Origin of the sequence: Microbacterium sp. H1-D42 (assembly GCF_022637555.1) — a bacterium.
Taxonomy (GTDB): domain Bacteria; phylum Actinomycetota; class Actinomycetes; order Actinomycetales; family Microbacteriaceae; genus Microbacterium.
Genome location: NZ_CP093342.1, coordinates 1,816,903 through 1,833,085 on the forward strand (window position 1 = coordinate 1,816,903; position 16,183 = coordinate 1,833,085).

At 68.8% G+C, this 16,183-nt stretch carries 15 protein-coding genes; all 15 read left to right on the top strand.

The genetic code is table 11. The features are described 5' to 3' along the window. Positions 1–45 precede the first annotated feature (45 nt). The 15 genes from fmt (at position 46) to MNR00_RS08690 (ending at position 16,141) form a co-directional block, all read left to right on the top strand. A complete protein-coding gene (gene fmt, locus MNR00_RS08620; RefSeq protein ID WP_241928727.1) occupies positions 46–969 on the top strand; it encodes a methionyl-tRNA formyltransferase in 924 nt (307 codons plus the stop codon). Beyond that, positions 966–2,384, top strand: coding sequence for a transcription antitermination factor NusB (locus tag MNR00_RS08625; protein WP_241928728.1), 1,419 nt, complete (start codon positions 966–968; stop codon positions 2,382–2,384). The genes fmt and MNR00_RS08625 overlap by 4 nt, the downstream gene beginning before the upstream one ends. Before the next feature lies 1 nt (position 2,385). Beyond that, positions 2,386–3,072 carry a ribulose-phosphate 3-epimerase gene (gene rpe, locus MNR00_RS08630; RefSeq protein WP_241928729.1) on the top strand — a complete coding sequence of 229 codons (687 nt, stop codon included), beginning with the start codon at positions 2,386–2,388 and terminating at the stop codon, positions 3,070–3,072. After that, a complete protein-coding gene (locus MNR00_RS08635; RefSeq protein WP_241928730.1) occupies positions 3,069–3,332 on the top strand; it encodes a phosphoribosyl-ATP diphosphatase in 264 nt (87 codons plus the stop codon). The genes rpe and MNR00_RS08635 overlap by 4 nt, the downstream gene beginning before the upstream one ends. 37 nt (positions 3,333–3,369) lie before the next feature. Next, positions 3,370–4,212, top strand: a complete 843-nt coding sequence (hisG, locus tag MNR00_RS08640) for an ATP phosphoribosyltransferase (protein ID WP_241928731.1) — start codon at positions 3,370–3,372, stop codon at positions 4,210–4,212. Continuing rightward, entirely contained in the window at positions 4,212–4,973 is a 762-nt protein-coding gene (hisF, locus tag MNR00_RS08645) for an imidazole glycerol phosphate synthase subunit HisF (protein ID WP_241928732.1), read from the top strand. Before hisG ends, hisF begins: the two co-directional genes overlap by 1 nt. Then, a complete protein-coding gene (hisI, locus tag MNR00_RS08650) occupies positions 4,973–5,335 on the top strand; it encodes a phosphoribosyl-AMP cyclohydrolase (protein ID WP_241928733.1) in 363 nt (120 codons plus the stop codon). The genes hisF and hisI overlap by 1 nt, the downstream gene beginning before the upstream one ends. After that, on the top strand, positions 5,332–5,925 hold the full coding sequence (locus tag MNR00_RS08655) for a Trp biosynthesis-associated membrane protein (RefSeq protein WP_241928734.1): 594 nt from the start codon (positions 5,332–5,334) through the stop codon (positions 5,923–5,925). The genes hisI and MNR00_RS08655 overlap by 4 nt, the downstream gene beginning before the upstream one ends. 35 nt (positions 5,926–5,960) lie before the next feature. Next, positions 5,961–6,191, top strand: coding sequence for an HGxxPAAW family protein (locus MNR00_RS08660; RefSeq protein ID WP_241928735.1), 231 nt, complete (start codon positions 5,961–5,963; stop codon positions 6,189–6,191). A 2-nt stretch (positions 6,192–6,193) separates the two neighbouring features. Then, positions 6,194–6,997 carry an indole-3-glycerol phosphate synthase TrpC gene (trpC, locus tag MNR00_RS08665; protein ID WP_241928801.1) on the top strand — a complete coding sequence of 268 codons (804 nt, stop codon included), beginning with the start codon at positions 6,194–6,196 and terminating at the stop codon, positions 6,995–6,997. Further along, positions 6,994–8,205, top strand: a complete 1,212-nt coding sequence (trpB, locus tag MNR00_RS08670; RefSeq protein ID WP_241928736.1) for a tryptophan synthase subunit beta — start codon at positions 6,994–6,996, stop codon at positions 8,203–8,205. Before trpC ends, trpB begins: the two co-directional genes overlap by 4 nt. Beyond that, positions 8,202–8,993 carry a tryptophan synthase subunit alpha gene (gene trpA, locus MNR00_RS08675; protein ID WP_241928737.1) on the top strand — a complete coding sequence of 264 codons (792 nt, stop codon included), beginning with the start codon at positions 8,202–8,204 and terminating at the stop codon, positions 8,991–8,993. Before trpB ends, trpA begins: the two co-directional genes overlap by 4 nt. Before the next feature lie 10 nt (positions 8,994–9,003). Then, positions 9,004–9,975, top strand: a complete 972-nt coding sequence (lgt, locus tag MNR00_RS08680) for a prolipoprotein diacylglyceryl transferase (protein WP_241928738.1) — start codon at positions 9,004–9,006, stop codon at positions 9,973–9,975. Positions 9,976–10,107: 132 nt separating this feature from the next. Then, positions 10,108–14,682, top strand: coding sequence for a glutamate synthase large subunit (gene gltB / locus MNR00_RS08685; RefSeq protein ID WP_241928739.1), 4,575 nt, complete (start codon positions 10,108–10,110; stop codon positions 14,680–14,682). Beyond that, entirely contained in the window at positions 14,675–16,141 is a 1,467-nt protein-coding gene (locus tag MNR00_RS08690; RefSeq protein WP_241925549.1) for a glutamate synthase subunit beta, read from the top strand. The genes gltB and MNR00_RS08690 overlap by 8 nt, the downstream gene beginning before the upstream one ends. Positions 16,142–16,183: the final 42 nt, after the last annotated feature.

Consider the following 16,183-nt stretch of genomic DNA (forward strand, 5'->3'; position numbering starts at 1 on the left):
GTCAGCACCATCCTCACTCACAGACTCACCATCCGGAGAACCTTCATGCGCCTCGTCTTCGCCGGCACACCCGCTGCCGCGGTCCCGACGCTCCGCGCCCTCGCCGCCCAGCACGAGATCGCCGCCGTGGTCACCCGACCCGACGCGCCCCTGGGCCGCAAGCGCGTGCTCACCCCGTCCCCTGTCGCCGCCGCGGCCGAAGAGCTCGGATTGCCGGTGATCAAGGCCGCTCGGCTCGACACCGAAGCCACTGAGCGCATCTCCGCCCTGCTCGCCGACCTCGGCGTGATCGTCGCGTACGGCGGCATCGTGCGTGAGCCGCTGCTGTCTGCGCCTGCGCACGGCTGGATCAACCTGCACTTCTCGCTGCTGCCGCAGTGGCGTGGCGCCGCACCCGTGCAGCGCGCCTTGATCGCCGGTGATGCGGAACTCGGCGTGAGCGTGTTCCAGCTCGTGCCTGCCCTCGACGCCGGCGACGTGTTCGCGATGCGCACCGTCGCGATGCCGTCGGATGCCACGGCAGATGCCGCCCTCGAGATCCTCGCGCTCGACGGCGCGGCGCTGACCTCAGACGTGGTGGCCGCGATCGCCGCCGGCACTGCTGTGGCCAGCGCGCAGACGGGTGAAGTGAGCCTGGCTCCCAAACTCGCGCTCGAGGACGGGCTGATGGACTGGACCCAGCCCGTCGAGGCACTGTACGCGCGGTTCCGCGGCGTCACCCCTGAGCCCGGGGCGCACACCACGGTCGACGGCGCACGGCTGAAGATCCTGAGCGCGGCCCCGATGGCATCCGACGCTCCCGATCTCGCCCCCGGTGAGCTGCTCGGCACCAAGAACGGCGTCCTGATCGGCACCGCCACCACGCCCCTGGCCGTCACGCGCGTGCAGCCGGCCGGCAAGGGGGCGATGAACGCCGCGGACTGGTGGCGCGGACTGCGCGACAGTGACGGAATGAAGGCAGGATCATGAGCAGCACGAGCATCCAGCCGGCCCGGTGGGTCGCCTACGACGTGATCCGCGCGGTCTCCGACGACGACGCCTACGCCAACCTGCTGCTGCCGAAGCTGATCGGCGAGGCTGGACTCAACACGGCAGACGCAGCGCTGGCGACCGAACTCGCCTACGGCACTCTGCGTCGCCGCGGCACCTACGACGCGATCATCGCCGAGGCCGCAGGGCGTCCTGTCGACGAGATCGACCCTCCGGTGCTCGATGCACTGCGTCTCGGCGCGCATCAGCTGCTCGCCACGCGCGTCGCGGCGCACGCGGCCGTCAACGAATCGGTGAATCTCGTCGCCGCAGAAGTGGGACGCGGTGCATCCGGCTTCGCGAACGCGGTGCTGCGACGGATCGGACGCGATGACGCGCACACCTGGCAGCAGCGCATCGAGAGCATGGCGCGATCCGACGACGAGCGCCTCGCGCTGCGGACCGCGCACCCGGTCTGGGTGATCCGCGCCCTGCGGCGTTCGCTGGATGCCGAGGGGCGAGTCGATGAGCTCGAAGACCTGCTGCACGCCGACAACGTCTCCCCGGAGGTGACGCTCGCGGCGCTGCCGGGGCTGGCGGAGCCAGGAGAGCCGCGCCGCCCATACGCCCGGACCGCATTCGCCTCACCTGGTGGCGACCCTCGCGAGGCGATTGCGCATGCGTCAGGCACGATCCGCGTGCAGGATGAGGGCTCGCAGCTGGTCGCCCTCGCTGTGGCCGCCGCCGCTCCGGTGCGAGCGGGGGAGCGCTGGCTGGACCTCTGCGCCGGCCCTGGCGGCAAGACCGCGATACTCGCCGCGCTCGCACTCGAATCCGGCGCGCAGCTGGAGGCCAACGAGGTCGTCTCGACTCGAGCCGGGCTGGTCAGAGGGGCCGTGAAGCCCCTGCCCATCGACGTGCCAGTGCACGAGCAGGACGGCAGGGAGCTCGCGGCTCAGCATCCATCCTCCTTCGACCGCATCCTGGTCGACGCACCCTGCACAGGTCTCGGCGCGCTGCGCCGCCGGCCGGAGGCGCGCTGGCGCAAGTCGCCGTCTGACGTGCCAGAGCTCGTCACGCTGCAGACCCAGCTGCTGGATGCTGCGATCGATGCTCTTGCCCCTGGCGGGATCGTGGCCTACGCGACCTGCTCGCCGCACCTGGCCGAGACCACCGGTGTCGTCTCAGAGGTGCTGCGACGACGCGGCGATGTGATCGAACTCGACGCGCGGGCCGTGATGGCGGAGGTCGCCGAAGCGCCGATCGACCTCGCGGCACGCGGCACAGATGAGCCGGGCGCGCTCAGCGCCCAGCTGTGGCCGCACCGGCACGGTACCGACGCGATGTTCCTCGCGCTGCTGCAGCGGAGGACGGACCAGCCAGACGAGCCAGAACAGCGAGAAGGAGACCAATGACATGACGAACCCGACCCCCGCCGCTCCGCGCATCAACCCCAGCATCCTCGCCGCCGATTTCGTGAACATGCAGGCCGACCTCGCCCGCATCGCATCGGCTGACTTCGCCCATGTCGACGTGATGGACAACCATTTCGTCCCGAACCTCACCTTCGGACCGCAGATGGTCGAGCGCATCCAGGCAACCAGCCCGATCCCGCTCGACGTGCATCTGATGATCACCGACCCCGACCGGTGGGCCCCCGGCTACGCCGAGCTAGGTGCCGCGAGTGTGACCTTCCACCTCGAGGCCGCGGCCGACCCGGTGGCGCTCGCTCGGCGGCTGAGGTCGATCGGCGCCCGCGCCGGCGTCGCGATCAAGCCGGGCACGCCGCAGCAGCCGCTCTACGAGATCCTCGACGAGTTCGACCAGATTCTGGTCATGACCGTAGAGCCCGGCTTCGGCGGCCAGGGATTCATGCCAGAGACCATGCCCAAGCTGCGGGCGCTGCGCGACGAGGCCCGCCGCCGTGGGTCCGACGTGTGGCTGCAGGTCGACGGCGGGATCTCGGACGCCACCATCGCGCAGGCGGCCGAGGCCGGCGCCGACACCTTCGTCGCAGGCTCCGCCGTCTACGGCGCCGATGACATCGCGGCGGCCGTCACAGGTCTTCGGGACCGCGCACGAGCGGCTAGCCTGGAAGCGTGAAGACTTTCGACGAGCTGTTCGCCGAGCTCAGCGCCACGGCGCTCGCGCGCCCCGAGGGATCGGGTACCGTCGCACAGCTGGACCGCGGCGTGCATGCCATCGGCAAGAAGATCGTCGAAGAGGCCGCCGAGGTGTGGATGGCCGCCGAGTACGAGTCGAACGAGAACGCCGCCGAGGAGATCTCGCAGCTGCTCTACCACCTGCAGGTGATGATGCTCGCCAAGGGGCTGAGCCTGGAGGACGTCTACCGACATCTGTGAGCCCGTGCCCACAGACCGTTCGATCCGAAAGACACCCATGCTCCGCATTGCCGTTCCGAACAAGGGCTCGCTCTCCGAGACCGCCGCCGACATGCTCGCGGAGGCCGGCTACGTCGGCCGCCGCGACCCCAAGACCCTGCACGTGATCGACGCCGACAGCGACGTCGAGTTCTTCTACCTCCGTCCCCGCGACATCGCGACGTACGTGGCCTCCGGTGCCCTCGATGTCGGCATCACCGGCCGTGACCTGCTGATCGACGTGCGTCAGGACGATGCCCGCGAGATCGAGCAGCTGGGCTTCGCCCGCTCGACGTTCCGCTTCGCCGCCCCTCCCGGCCGCTATCGCACGGTCGCCGACCTCGCCGGCGCTCGCGTGGCATCCGCCTACCCCGGCCTCGTCGACGACTTCCTGCGCAAGCACGGTGTCGAGGCGGAGCTCGTCTCGCTGGATGGCGCCGTCGAATCGGCCGTGCAGCTCGGCGTGGCCGACGTGATCGCCGACGTCGTCGAGACCGGCACCACACTTCGCCAAGCCGGGCTCGAGATCTTCGGTCCGGTGATCATCGAATCCGAGGCGGTGCTGATCAGCCGCCCCGGTGACGCCCCAGGCACCGACCGCCTGCTACGGCGCCTTCGCGGCGTGATGGTCGCCCGCCAGTTCGTGCTGCTCGACTACGACCTGCCCGCGAACCTCGTCGACCAGGCCGTCGCCATCGCAGGCGGTCGCGAATCGCCCACCATCTCGCCGCTGCGCGATCCGGAATGGGTGGCCGTGCGGGTGATGATCCCGCGAAAGGGCATGAACCAGGTGATGGACGACCTGTACGCACTGGGCGCCAGGGCGATCCTGGTCACCGCGATCCACGCTGCGAGGCTCTGATGACACTCGCAGCACGCGTCATCCCGTGCCTCGACGTGGCCGCAGGCCGCGTCGTCAAGGGCGTCAACTTCCAGAACCTGCGCGACATGGGCGATCCGGTCGAGCTGGCCTCGCACTATGCGGCGCAGGGCGCGGACGAGATCACCTTCCTCGACGTCACAGCGACGGTGGATGCCCGCGCGACGACCTACGACGTCGTGCAGCGCACCGCCGAGCAGGTGTTCGTACCGCTCACCGTCGGCGGGGGAGTGCGAGAGGTCGAGGACGTCGCCCGCCTGCTCTCGGTCGGTGCCGACAAAGTGGGTGTGAACTCCGCCGCGATCGCGCGTCCGGATCTAATCGGCGAGATCGCCGACCGGTTCGGCGCACAGGTGCTCGTGCTGTCGCTCGACGTCAAGCGTGCGGCGACCACGCCGTCGGGGTTCGCGGTCACCACACACGGTGGACGCACTGAGACCACGCTGGATGCACTCGAGTGGGCCCGAGAGGCCATCGAGCGCGGCGCCGGCGAGCTGCTGGTGAACTCGATCGACGCCGACGGCACGAAGGACGGCTTCGACCTCGAGCTCGTGCGGCTGATGCGCGAGGTCTCGTCTGTTCCGGTCATCGCCTCCGGCGGCGCAGGGAAGACCGCGGACTTCGCCCCCGCGATCGAGGCAGGAGCGGACGCTGTGCTCGCGGCGAGTGTCTTCCACAGCGGCCAGCTGACCGTCGGAGACGTCAAGGACGCCCTCCGCGAAGCGGGAGTGGTGGTGCGGTGATGGGCTCGCTGGACGCGGACATCGCTCGCGTGGTCTGGAACGACGCCGGCCTCGCCCCCGTGATCGTGCAGCAGCACGACACGCGGGAAGTGCTCATGCTGGCGTGGATGGATGCTGAAGCGCTGCGCCGCACGCTGACCGGCGGACGCGCGGTGTACTGGTCCCGCTCGCGCCAGGAGTACTGGCGCAAGGGCGACACGTCCGGCAACACCCAGCGGGTGCACAGCGTCGCCGTCGACTGCGACGGCGACACCATCCTGCTCGCGGTCGACCAGCACGGACCGGCATGCCACACCGGAACGCGGACCTGCTTCGACGGCAGAGAACTCGCCTTCACGCCGATCGAGGAGCCAGTCGAATGATCCGCCGCGCGCGCATGCTCGCCGTCCTGGGCTTCCTGCTCGCCGGCGCCATCGGCATCATCTCGTCGACCCAGACCTGGATCACCGTGCGTCGCGCGGACGGCGGTGAGGATCTGCTCGTCGCCGGGGCGGATGCTGTCGCGCTGCTGGCTCCGCTCTCGCTGGCCGTGCTCGCGCTCGGTGCAGCCCTGTCGATCGCAGGACGCGTGCTGCGCTACGTCTTCGGCACCCTCGGCGCCGCCGGCGCTGTCGTGCTGCTGGTGAGCACGATTCCCCTTGCGGTGGATCCGCCACTCGTCGTCGTCGCCGCCGACGTGACCGAGGTCACAGGGCTCGCCGGCGATGATGCGCTGCACACCATCGTGGCGGGGCTGGTCCCGACTGCGTGGCCATCGGTGGCGGTCGCCGCCTGGGTGCTTCTGCTGCTGGCATCCGTCTTCGTACTCGTCACAGCACACCGCTGGAAGAGCGGCGGGCGCCGATACCGGTCGGCGTCAGAAGCAGAGCATCACGAATCCGGGCCGCTCGACGCCGTCGATTCCTGGGACGAGCTGTCTCATGGCACCGATCCGACCGACACTGCCCGATAGACTGAACGCATTCGCCTAACCTCCCGGAGGAGAACATGACCAACCCGATCGCCGATCCCGGACACGGACACTCGCCTGCTGCCTGGACGGCCGTTGTGATCATGCTGGTCGGCTTCGCCGCCGGAACCGTCTTCTTCGTCCTCGACATGCCGGTGGCGGTCGTCGTCTCCGCAGTCGTAGTGCTCGCAGGACTGATCGTCGGCTGGGCGATGGCGAAGGCGGGCTGGGGTGTGAAGGGCCCGAAGTACGCGCCGAAGGCACACTGATGGTGCTCGCCGACCTGACGGCCGGCGCGGTGCAGGACGCCGAGAAGCGGGCGCTGACACGCCCGCTCTCCGTCGTGGAGCGCGAAGCGGCTGAACGGCCTGCCGCGAGGAATGCCCTGGCAGCCCTCGCCCCGGCCGATCACGTCAAGATCATCGCCGAGGTCAAACGCGCCAGCCCTTCGCGTGGCGCCTTGGCCGCGATCCCCGACCCCGCACTGCAGGCGTCCCTGTACGAGCAGGGCGGAGCCTCTGCGATCAGCGTCCTCACGGAGGAACGCCGATTCGGCGGCAGTCTTGCCGACCTCGAGGCCGTGACGTCGCGCGTGGCGCTCCCGGTGCTGCGCAAGGACTTCATCGCGACGCCGTACCAGGTGTTCGAGGCCCGCGCCACCGGCGCCGACCTCGTGCTGCTCATCGTCGCGGGACTGACTCAGAAGACGCTCACCGAACTGCACACGCTCATCCTCGAGCTGGGGATGACTCCGCTGGTCGAGACGCACTCCGCTGAGGAACTCGAGGTCGCCATCGACCTCGGCGCAGACCTCATCGGCGTCAACGCCCGCAACCTGCACACCCTCGAACTCGATCGAGACCTTTTCGCCCGGCTGGCCGACCGCATCCCCGACACAGCGATCAAGATCGCCGAGTCGGCGGTGCTCGCGCCAGAGGACGTCACCCGCTACCGCGAGGCCGGCGCCGACGTCGTGCTGATCGGCGAAGCGCTGGTCACGGGTGACGCCGTCGCCACGCTGCGGAGCTTCCTGGACGCCGGCGACATGCCGATCACACAAGGAGGCGAGTCGTGAGTCTGCGCGACCAGCACGGTCCGTTCTTCGGTGACTTCGGCGGCCGCTACATGCCGGAGTCGCTGATCGCGGCGATCGACGAACTGACGGTGGCGTACGAAGACGCCATCGTCGATCCCGAGTTCCGCTCTGAGCTCGCGACACTCCTGCACTCGTACGCCGGTCGGCCATCGCCGATCACCGAGGTGCCTCGGTTCGCCGAGCACGCCGGGGGAGCGCGGGTGTTCCTCAAGCGCGAGGACCTCAACCACACCGGATCGCACAAGATCAACAATGTGCTCGGACAGGCGCTGCTCACCAAGCGCCTCGGCAAGACGCGCGTGATCGCCGAGACCGGTGCGGGCCAGCACGGCGTCGCCACTGCGACCGCGGCCGCACTGTTCGGCCTGGACTGCACGATCTACATGGGTGAGGTCGACACCGAGCGTCAGGCTCTGAACGTCGCCCGCATGCGCCTTCTCGGCGCGACGGTCGTGGCTGTCAAGACGGGGTCGCGCACGCTGAAGGATGCCATCAACGACGCGTACCGCGACTGGGTCGCCACCGTCGAGACCACGAACTACATCTTCGGCACCGCAGCGGGTCCGCACCCGTTCCCCGCCATGGTGCGGGACTTCCAGAAGATCATCGGCGAAGAAGCGCGCGCGCAGCTGCTCGATGAGGCCGGACGTCTGCCCGATGCTGTCGTCGCGTGCGTCGGCGGCGGATCGAACGCCATCGGCATGTTCGACGCCTTCCTCGACGATGAGAGCGTGAAGCTCTACGGCGTGGAGGCCGCAGGCGACGGCGTCGACACACCACGGCACGCGGCATCCATCGAACGCGGCCGCCCCGGCGTGCTGCACGGCGCCAAGACCTACGTGCTGCAGGACGAGGACGGCCAGACCATCGAGTCGCACTCCATCTCAGCGGGACTGGACTATCCAGGCGTCGGGCCCGAGCACGCGTGGCTGAGCGACATCGGTCGCGCCGAGTACATCCCTGCCACCGACGACGAGGCCATGCAGGCCCTGCGCCTGCTGACCCGCACCGAGGGCATCATCCCCGCCATCGAATCCGCGCATGCGCTGGCCGGTGCTCTGCGCCTGGGGCGCGAGCTCGGACCCGAGGGACTCATCGCCATCTGCCTGTCAGGTCGTGGCGACAAGGACATGGACACCGCCGCACGCTACTTCCAGCTCTACGACGGAGAGGACGGCGCGCAGTGAGCCGTGTCGAAGACGCGATCCGCAAGGCGCACGAGGCAGGCCGCGGTGCCTTCATCGGCTACCTGCCGGTGGGATATCCGGATCTGGAGACCAGCATCCAGGCGGCGCTGACCCTTGCGCGCAACGGGGTCGACATCATCGAACTCGGCCCGCCGTACTCGGATCCCGTCATGGACGGCGCGGTCATCCAGGAGGCGACACAGCACGCGCTCGCGAACGGCTTCCGCATGCGCGACCTGTTCACCGCCGTGCAGCGCATCACCGCAGAGACCGACGTGCCGGTCGTCGTGATGACCTACTGGAACCCGGTCATGCAGTACGGCGTCGACCGCTATGCGGACGACCTGCTCGCCGCAGGCGGCGCTGGGCTCATCACCCCTGACATCACCCCCGAGGCGGCAGGGGAGTGGATCGCCGCGAGTGAGCGCACCGGCCTTGACCGGATCTTCCTCGCAGCCCCCACCTCCAGCGACGAGCGTCTCGACCTCGTCATCTCCTCGTCCACCGGATTCGTCTACACCGTCTCGACGATGGGCATCACCGGAGAGCGTGCCGCTCTCGATCGGGCTGCTCGTACCCTCGTCGAGCGCATGCGCCGGCGTGGCGAGACGCTCGCCTGCGTCGGCATCGGCATCTCCAGTGCCGAGCAGATCGAGGGCGTCATCGAATACGCCGACGGTGCCATCGTCGGCACGGCGCTCGTCAAGGCGCTGCGTGACGGCGGACTCGACGCCCTCGCCGAAACCACCAGAGCACTCGCCGTCGGCACGCCGACGACGCGATACTAGGATCGTTCTCATGCCCTTCGCGACTCTCAGCGCCCTCTCGACCGTGCCCGCGAGCATTCCCAGCCCGCCCGTCAGCTCCTTCCCGCTCGGACCGCTGACCATCCACTTCTACGCGCTGTGCATCATCGCAGGCATCATCGCCGCCGTGCTGCTCACCAACTACCGCCTCACCAAGCGGGGCGCAGAGAAGTGGGTCGTGATCGACATCGCGATCATCGCCGTGCCGCTCGGCATCATCGGCGCGCGCATCTTCCACGTGCTCACCCACCCCGACTTCTACTTCGGACCGGGAAAGAACACCTGGAACCCGTTCGAGCCGGGCTCGGTGTGGGCGATCTGGGAGGGTGGCATCGCCATCTTCGGTGCCCTGATCGGCGGCGCCGTCGGCGCCTGGCTCGGCTGCAAGTGGACGGGCATCCGATTCTGGACGTTCGCCGACGCCCTCGCGCCTGGCCTGCTGCTGGCACAGGCCATGGGACGTTTCGGCAACTGGTTCAACCACGAGCTGTTCGGTCTGCCCACCGACCTGCCGTGGGGCCTCGAGATCGAATCGACCAATCCCGCATTCCCCCCTGGGCTCGCCGAGGGCACCCTGTTCCACCCCACGTTCCTGTACGAGGTGCTGTGGAACGGCCTCGGCGTGATCGTGCTGCTCTGGGCGGGCTCCAAGCTGCGCCTGCAGTGGGGCAAGCTGTTCGCGCTGTATCTCATCTGGTACAGCGCAGGACGTATCGTCTGGGAGTCGATCCGGATCGATCCGAGCGAGATCATCCTCGGCCTGCGCAGCAACGTCTGGGCGGCGATCATCGGCGTCATCGTCGGACTCGTGATCTTCGTCGTGCAGACCCGCCGTCACACCGGCGTCGAGCCGTCGCCGTACATGACCGGACGGGAGCCGGCCGCGGCCGTTGTAGACTCGCAGAACAATCCCACCGACTTCGTCGACGTGAGCGAGCCTCCGACGACAGCAGACGTCGACTAGGAGCGACCGCCACAAGCAGCGCTCCCGTCAGCGAGGATTCTCCGTCGGAGTCTCCTCACCAAGCGAGAAATCGCACTGAACGAGCGGGCCGACGACGTCCCCGGGTTCACTGAGAACTGAGGACGGTGACTGGTGTACTTCCAGCCTCCCTACGGCGCCTCCGGCGCTTACCCCCCGAAGCAGGGGCTGTACAACCCGGCATTCGAGAAGGATGCCTGCGGCCTGGCCATGGTCGCCACGTTGCGCGGGGAAGCCTCGCACGACATCATCGCGTTGGCGCTCGAGGCGCTGCGCAACCTGGAACACCGCGGTGCGATCGGCTCTGACGCCGGCACAGGCGATGGCGCAGGCATCCTGACCCAGATGCCGGACGCGTTCCTCCGCTCGGTCACTGAATTCGAGCTTCCCCCGGTCGGCGAATACGCTGCAGGCCTGGCATTCCTCCCTCGGGAGTCGAGCGCCCGCCGCGAGCAGAAGGCCGGCATCGAGCGCATCGCCTCTGAAGAGGGCCTCAGCGTCCTCGGCTGGCGTGAGGTCCCCACCGCCAACGAGAACCTCGGCAAGCTCGCCGACGAGGCCCGTCCGGCATTCGAGCAGCTGTTCGTGTCCCTCCCTGCACTCGCGGGTCGAGGAGCGGACTCCGCCCTGGCTCTGGACCGCGTCGCCTACCGTCTGCGCAAGCGCGCAGGGCACGAGCTCGACGCCTACTTCGTCACCCTTTCCTGCCGCACGCTCGGCTACAAGGGCATGGTCACCACGCTGCAGCTCGAGCCGTTCTATCCCGATCTGCAGGACGAGCGCTTCGCATCCGAGCTCGCCGTCGTGCACTCCAGGTACTCGACCAACACGTTCCCGTCCTGGCCCCTCGCGCAGCCGCTGCGGATGCTCGCACACAACGGCGAGATCAACACGGTCGGCGGCAACCGCAACTGGATGCGCGCACGTCAGTCGCAGCTCGAATCCGAGCTGCTCGGTGACATCCGCCCGCTGCTGCCGATCTGCACCCCAGGAGCCAGCGACTCGGCGTCGTTCGACGAGGTCCTCGAGCTGCTGACCCTCACCGGGCGCAGCCTGCCGCATGCCGTCATGATGATGGTGCCAGAGGCGTGGGAGAAGCAGTCCGAGATCGACCCGGAGCTGCGCGCGTTCTACGAGTATCACGCCAACCAGATGGAGCCGTGGGACGGCCCGGCCGCGCTGATCTTCACTGACGGCACGCAGGTGGGCGCCACCCTCGATCGCAACGGTCTGCGACCCGGCCGCTGGACAGAGACCACCGATGGCCTGGTCGTCATCGGCAGCGAGACCGGTGTGCTGGAGTTCGCCCCTGAGCGCATCAAGCGACGCGGACGCCTGCGTCCTGGACGCATGTTCCTGGTCGACACCGCCCAGGGGCGCATCATCGAGGATGACGAGATCAAGCGCGACCTCGCGACTATGCACCCCTGGCGGGAATGGCTCGACGAGGGCGCAGTGCGCCTGGCAGACCTGCCTGAGCGCGAGCACATCGTGCATCCTGCTGCGTCCATCACCCGCCGCCAGCGCACGTTCGGCTACACCGAGGAAGAGGTGCGGATCCTGCTCACCCCGATGGGGCAGAACGGCGCGGAGCCGCTCGGCGCCATGGGGAGTGACACCCCGATCGCGGCGCTCAGCGAGCGTCCTCGCCTGCTGTTCGACTACTTCGTGCAGCAGTTCGCGCAGGTCACCAACCCGCCGCTGGACGCGATCCGCGAAGAGGTCGTGACCAGCCTGCGACTGGGGCTCGGCCCCGAGCGCAACCTGCTCAGCTGGGGTCCGGATCACGCGCGCACCGTCACCCTCGATTTCCCGGTGATCGACAACGACGAACTGACGAAGATCCGACACATCGAGAAGGCGCGCCCAGGGCACACCAGCGCCACGATCCGCGGGCTGTACCACTTCGACGCTGGTCCCCACACGATGCAGGAGCGCCTCGCCGAGATGTGCGCAGAGGCGGACGCTGCGATCGAGCGCGGCGCCGAGCTGCTCATCCTCTCGGACCGCGACTCGAACAAGGACCTTGTGCCGATCCCGTCGCTGCTGATGGTCGCCGCCGTGCACCACCACCTGATCCGCCGCGAGAACCGGATGAAGGTCGGACTGGTCGTCGAGGCCGGTGACGTGCGCGAGGTGCACCACGTCGCGACGCTGATCGGATACGGCGCATCGGCGGTGAACCCTTACCTGGCGATGGAGAGCGTCGAGCACCTGGTGCGCACCGGGTACATCACTGACATCGCGCCCGAGAAGGCCGTGCGCAACCTGATCTACGCGCTCGGCAAGGGCGTGCTGAAGATCATGTCGAAGATGGGCATCTCGACGGTGTCGTCCTACGCGGGCGCCCAGGTGTTCGAGGCGATCGGCCTCAGCCAGGAGTTCATCGACGCGTACTTCACCGGCACCGAGACGAAGCTCGGCGGCATCGGCATCGAGGACGTGTTCGCCGAGAACCAGGCGCGCCACGACTTCGCGTATCCAGAGGACGCCGCGCCTCGTGCCCATGAGCGGCTGTGGACGGGCGGCGAGTACCAGTGGCGTCGCGACGGATCGCCGCACCTGTTCAACCCTGACACCGTTTTCCGGCTGCAGCACTCCACGCGCACGCGCCGCTACGACATCTTCCGCGAGTACACCAAGCTCGTCGACGACCAGGCAGCCGAGCTGAAGACGCTGCGCGGCCTCTTCGAGCTGCGCACCGGCGAGCGCCCCCCGGTGCCGCTGGACGAGGTGGAGCCGGTCAGCTCCATCGTCAAGCGCTTCTCGACCGGGGCGATGAGCTACGGCTCGATCTCGCAGGAGGCGCACGAGACGCTGGCGATCGCCATGAACCGGCTGGGCGCGAAGTCGAACACGGGTGAGGGCGGCGAGGACCCGGACCGCCTGATCGACCCCGAACGGCGCAGCGCGATCAAGCAGGTCGCCTCAGGACGCTTCGGCGTCACCAGCCAGTACCTCACCGAGGCCGAGGATCTGCAGATCAAGCTCGCCCAGGGCGCGAAGCCCGGTGAGGGCGGGCAGCTTCCGCCGCAGAAGGTGTATCCGTGGGTGGCGCGCACGCGCCACGCCACGCCTGGCGTGGGGCTCATCTCGCCGCCTCCGCACCATGACATCTACTCGATCGAAGACCTCAAACAGCTGATCTTCGACCTGAAGCGCGCGAACCCGAAGGCCCGCATCCACACGAAGCTCGTCAGCCAGTCGGGCATCGGGGCCGTGGCAGCCGGCGTCGCCAAGGCGCTCAGCGACGTCGTGCTCGTCTCGGGACACGACGGCGGCACCGGCGCGAGCCCGCTGAACTCGCTCAAGCACGCCGGCACCCCGTGGGAGCTGGGCCTTGCTGAGACGCAGCAGACGCTGATGCTCAACGGCATGCGCGACCGCGTGGTCGTGCAGGTCGACGGCCAGCTCAAGACCGGCCGCGACGTCATCATCGGCGCGCTGCTCGGTGCCGAGGAGTTCGGCTTCGCCACCGCCCCGCTGGTGGTGAGCGGATGCATCATGATGCGCGTCTGCCACCTGGACACCTGCCCGGTCGGCGTGGCGACGCAGAACCCGGTGCTCCGGCAGCGCTTCAACGGCAAGCCGGAGTTCGTCGTGAACTTCATGGAGTTCATCGCCGAAGAGGTCCGCGAACTGCTGGCGGCCCTCGGATACCGCTCGCTGGACGAGATCGTCGGCCACACCGAGCTGCTGCGCACCGACCGTGCGCTGCATCACTGGAAGAGCGAGGGGCTGGATCTCACGCCGATCCTGCAGGGCCCGGCGTTCCCCGCCGGTGAGCCCCGTCGAAGCGCACGCACGCAGGACCACGAGCTGGAGAAGCACTTCGACGTGGCGCTGATCGCGCATGCGGCGGAAGCGCTCGAGACCGGCGACCCCGTCGTTCTCGAACTGCCGATCCGCAACACCGAGCGCGCTGTCGGCACGATGCTCGGCCACCACCTCACCGCGCGGCACGGCGCGGACGGCCTGCCGCGTGGCACGATCGACGTCACGCTGCGCGGCACGGCAGGGCAGTCCCTTGGAGCGTTCCTGCCGTCAGGCATCGTGCTGCGCCTCGAGGGGGACGCCAACGACTACGTCGGCAAGGGACTCTCGGGCGGCGACATCACGGTGCGCCCGGCCAGGGACGCCGCGTTCCGCCCCGAATCGAACGTGATCGCCGGCAACGTGATCGGCTATGGCGCGACCAGCGGGACGATGTTCATCTCCGGTGTCGTGGGGGAGAGGTTCCTGGTGCGCAACTCCGGCGCGACCGCCGTCGTCGAGGGCGTCGGCGATCACGCACTCGAGTACATGACCGGCGGTACGGCAGTGATCCTCGGCGAGACCGGACGCAATCTCGGCGCCGGCATGTCTGGTGGGGTCGCGTACGTGCACGGCCTGCGCCCTGCAGCCGTGAACACCGAGGCCCTGGCCTCAGGCGAACTCCTGCTGGAGCCGCTGGATCGCGCCGACGTGGAAGTGCTGCGCGCCCTGCTCGGCGAGCACGTCGAGAACACGGCCTCGCCACTGGCATCCGACATCCTGGACGACTTCGACCGCGTCCAGTCCGAATTCATCAAGGTGCTGCCGCGCGACTTCGCGGCAGTGCAGACCATGCGCCAGGAAGCGGAGGCCGAGGGCATCGACCCGGACGGCGACGTGATCTGGAACCGGATCCTGGAGGTGACCGGTGGCTGACCCCAAAGGCTTTCTGAAGACGACCGAGCGGGAGCTTCCCGCCCGCCGCCCCGTGCCGGTGCGCATCATGGACTGGAAAGAGGTCTATGAGCCCGGTGACCGGAACGTGCTCAAGCGACAGGCGAGCCGGTGCATGGACTGCGGTGTGCCGTTCTGCCACTCCGGATGCCCGCTCGGCAACCTCATCCCGGAATGGAACGACCTCACCTGGCGCGGCGAGGACCGCTCCGCGATCGAGCGTCTGCACGCCACGAACAACTTCCCGGAGTTCACAGGGCGGCTCTGCCCTGCACCGTGTGAGAGCGCGTGCGTGCTGGGCATCAACCAGCCCGCAGTGACGATCAAGCAGATCGAGGTCTCGATCATCGACGAGGCGTTCGAGCGCGGCTGGGTGCAGCCGCAGCCTCCGCAGCGCCTCACCGGCAAGACCGTCGCGGTCGTCGGATCCGGCCCTGCAGGGCTCGCCGCGGCCCAGCAGCTCACGCGCGCCGGCCACACCGTCGTCGTGTTCGAGCGTGACGACCGCATCGGCGGACTGCTGCGCTATGGCATCCCGGACTTCAAGATGGAGAAGACCCATCTCGACATCCGACTGCAGCAGATGCAGGACGAGGGCACGCGCTTCCGCGCCGGCGTCGAGATCGGCGCCGACATCACGTGGGACGAGTTGCGCGCACGCTACGACTCCGTGCTCATCGCGACGGGTTCGACGGTGCCGCGCGACCTGGCGATCCCCGGTCGCGACCTCGCCGGCGTGCACTTCGCCATGGAGTACCTGGTGGAGTCCAACCACGCGACCGCCGGGGACGACGTCAGCGATCAGATCACCGCCGGCGGCAAGCACGTCGTGGTGATCGGCGGCGGCGACACCGGCGCCGACTGCATCGGCACCGCTCACCGTCAGGGAGCGCTCAGCGTCACCAACCTGGCGATCGGGCGTCAGCCCGGTGAGGAGCGCGCTGAGCACCAGCCGTGGCCGACGATGCCGACGCTGTTCGAGGTGCAGTCCGCGCACGAGGAGGGCGGGGAGCGCAGCTATCTGGCATCCACCGTCGAGTTCCTCTCGGATGCTGCCGGCGAAGTGCGCGCAGTGCGCGTCGCCGAGACCGAGTTCATCGGCGGACGGCGCGTGCCGAAGAGCGGGACCGAGCGTGAGATCCCGGCCGACCTGGTGCTGATCGCGATGGGCTTCACCGGCCCTGAGGCCGACTCGTTCGGCGGCGGCAGCGAACCGGCGATCACCGACCGCGGCACGCTGCGGCGCAGCGCGGACTACGCTTCCTCGCTTCCCGGTGTGTACGTCGCCGGTGACGCGGGGCGCGGCCAGTCGCTGATCGTCTGGGCGATCGCGGAGGGCCGTGCCGCGGCAGCCGAGATCGACCGCCACCTGATGGGCGCGACCTCGCTGCCGATCCCGGTGGCGGCAACAGACGTCGCACTCAGCGTTCAGCCCGCGTAGGCTGAGGGCGGCAACGTCGCCACTTTCTTTTTGTTCCCTTCT

Bases quoted from the DNA above. Each gene is read 5' to 3' on its own strand.
- fmt (WP_241928727.1), top strand. From the start codon at position 46: ATGCGCCTCGTCTTCGCCGGCACACCCGCTGCCGCGGTCCCGACGCTC.
- MNR00_RS08625 (WP_241928728.1), top strand. From the start codon at position 966: ATGAGCAGCACGAGCATCCAGCCGGCCCGGTGGGTCGCCTACGACGTG.
- rpe (WP_241928729.1), top strand. From the start codon at position 2,386: ATGACGAACCCGACCCCCGCCGCTCCGCGCATCAACCCCAGCATCCTC.
- hisG (WP_241928731.1), top strand. From the start codon at position 3,370: ATGCTCCGCATTGCCGTTCCGAACAAGGGCTCGCTCTCCGAGACCGCC.
- hisF (WP_241928732.1), top strand. From the start codon at position 4,212: ATGACACTCGCAGCACGCGTCATCCCGTGCCTCGACGTGGCCGCAGGC.
- hisI (WP_241928733.1), top strand. From the start codon at position 4,973: ATGGGCTCGCTGGACGCGGACATCGCTCGCGTGGTCTGGAACGACGCC.
- MNR00_RS08655 (WP_241928734.1), top strand. From the start codon at position 5,332: ATGATCCGCCGCGCGCGCATGCTCGCCGTCCTGGGCTTCCTGCTCGCC.
- MNR00_RS08660 (WP_241928735.1), top strand. From the start codon at position 5,961: ATGACCAACCCGATCGCCGATCCCGGACACGGACACTCGCCTGCTGCC.
- lgt (WP_241928738.1), top strand. From the start codon at position 9,004: ATGCCCTTCGCGACTCTCAGCGCCCTCTCGACCGTGCCCGCGAGCATT.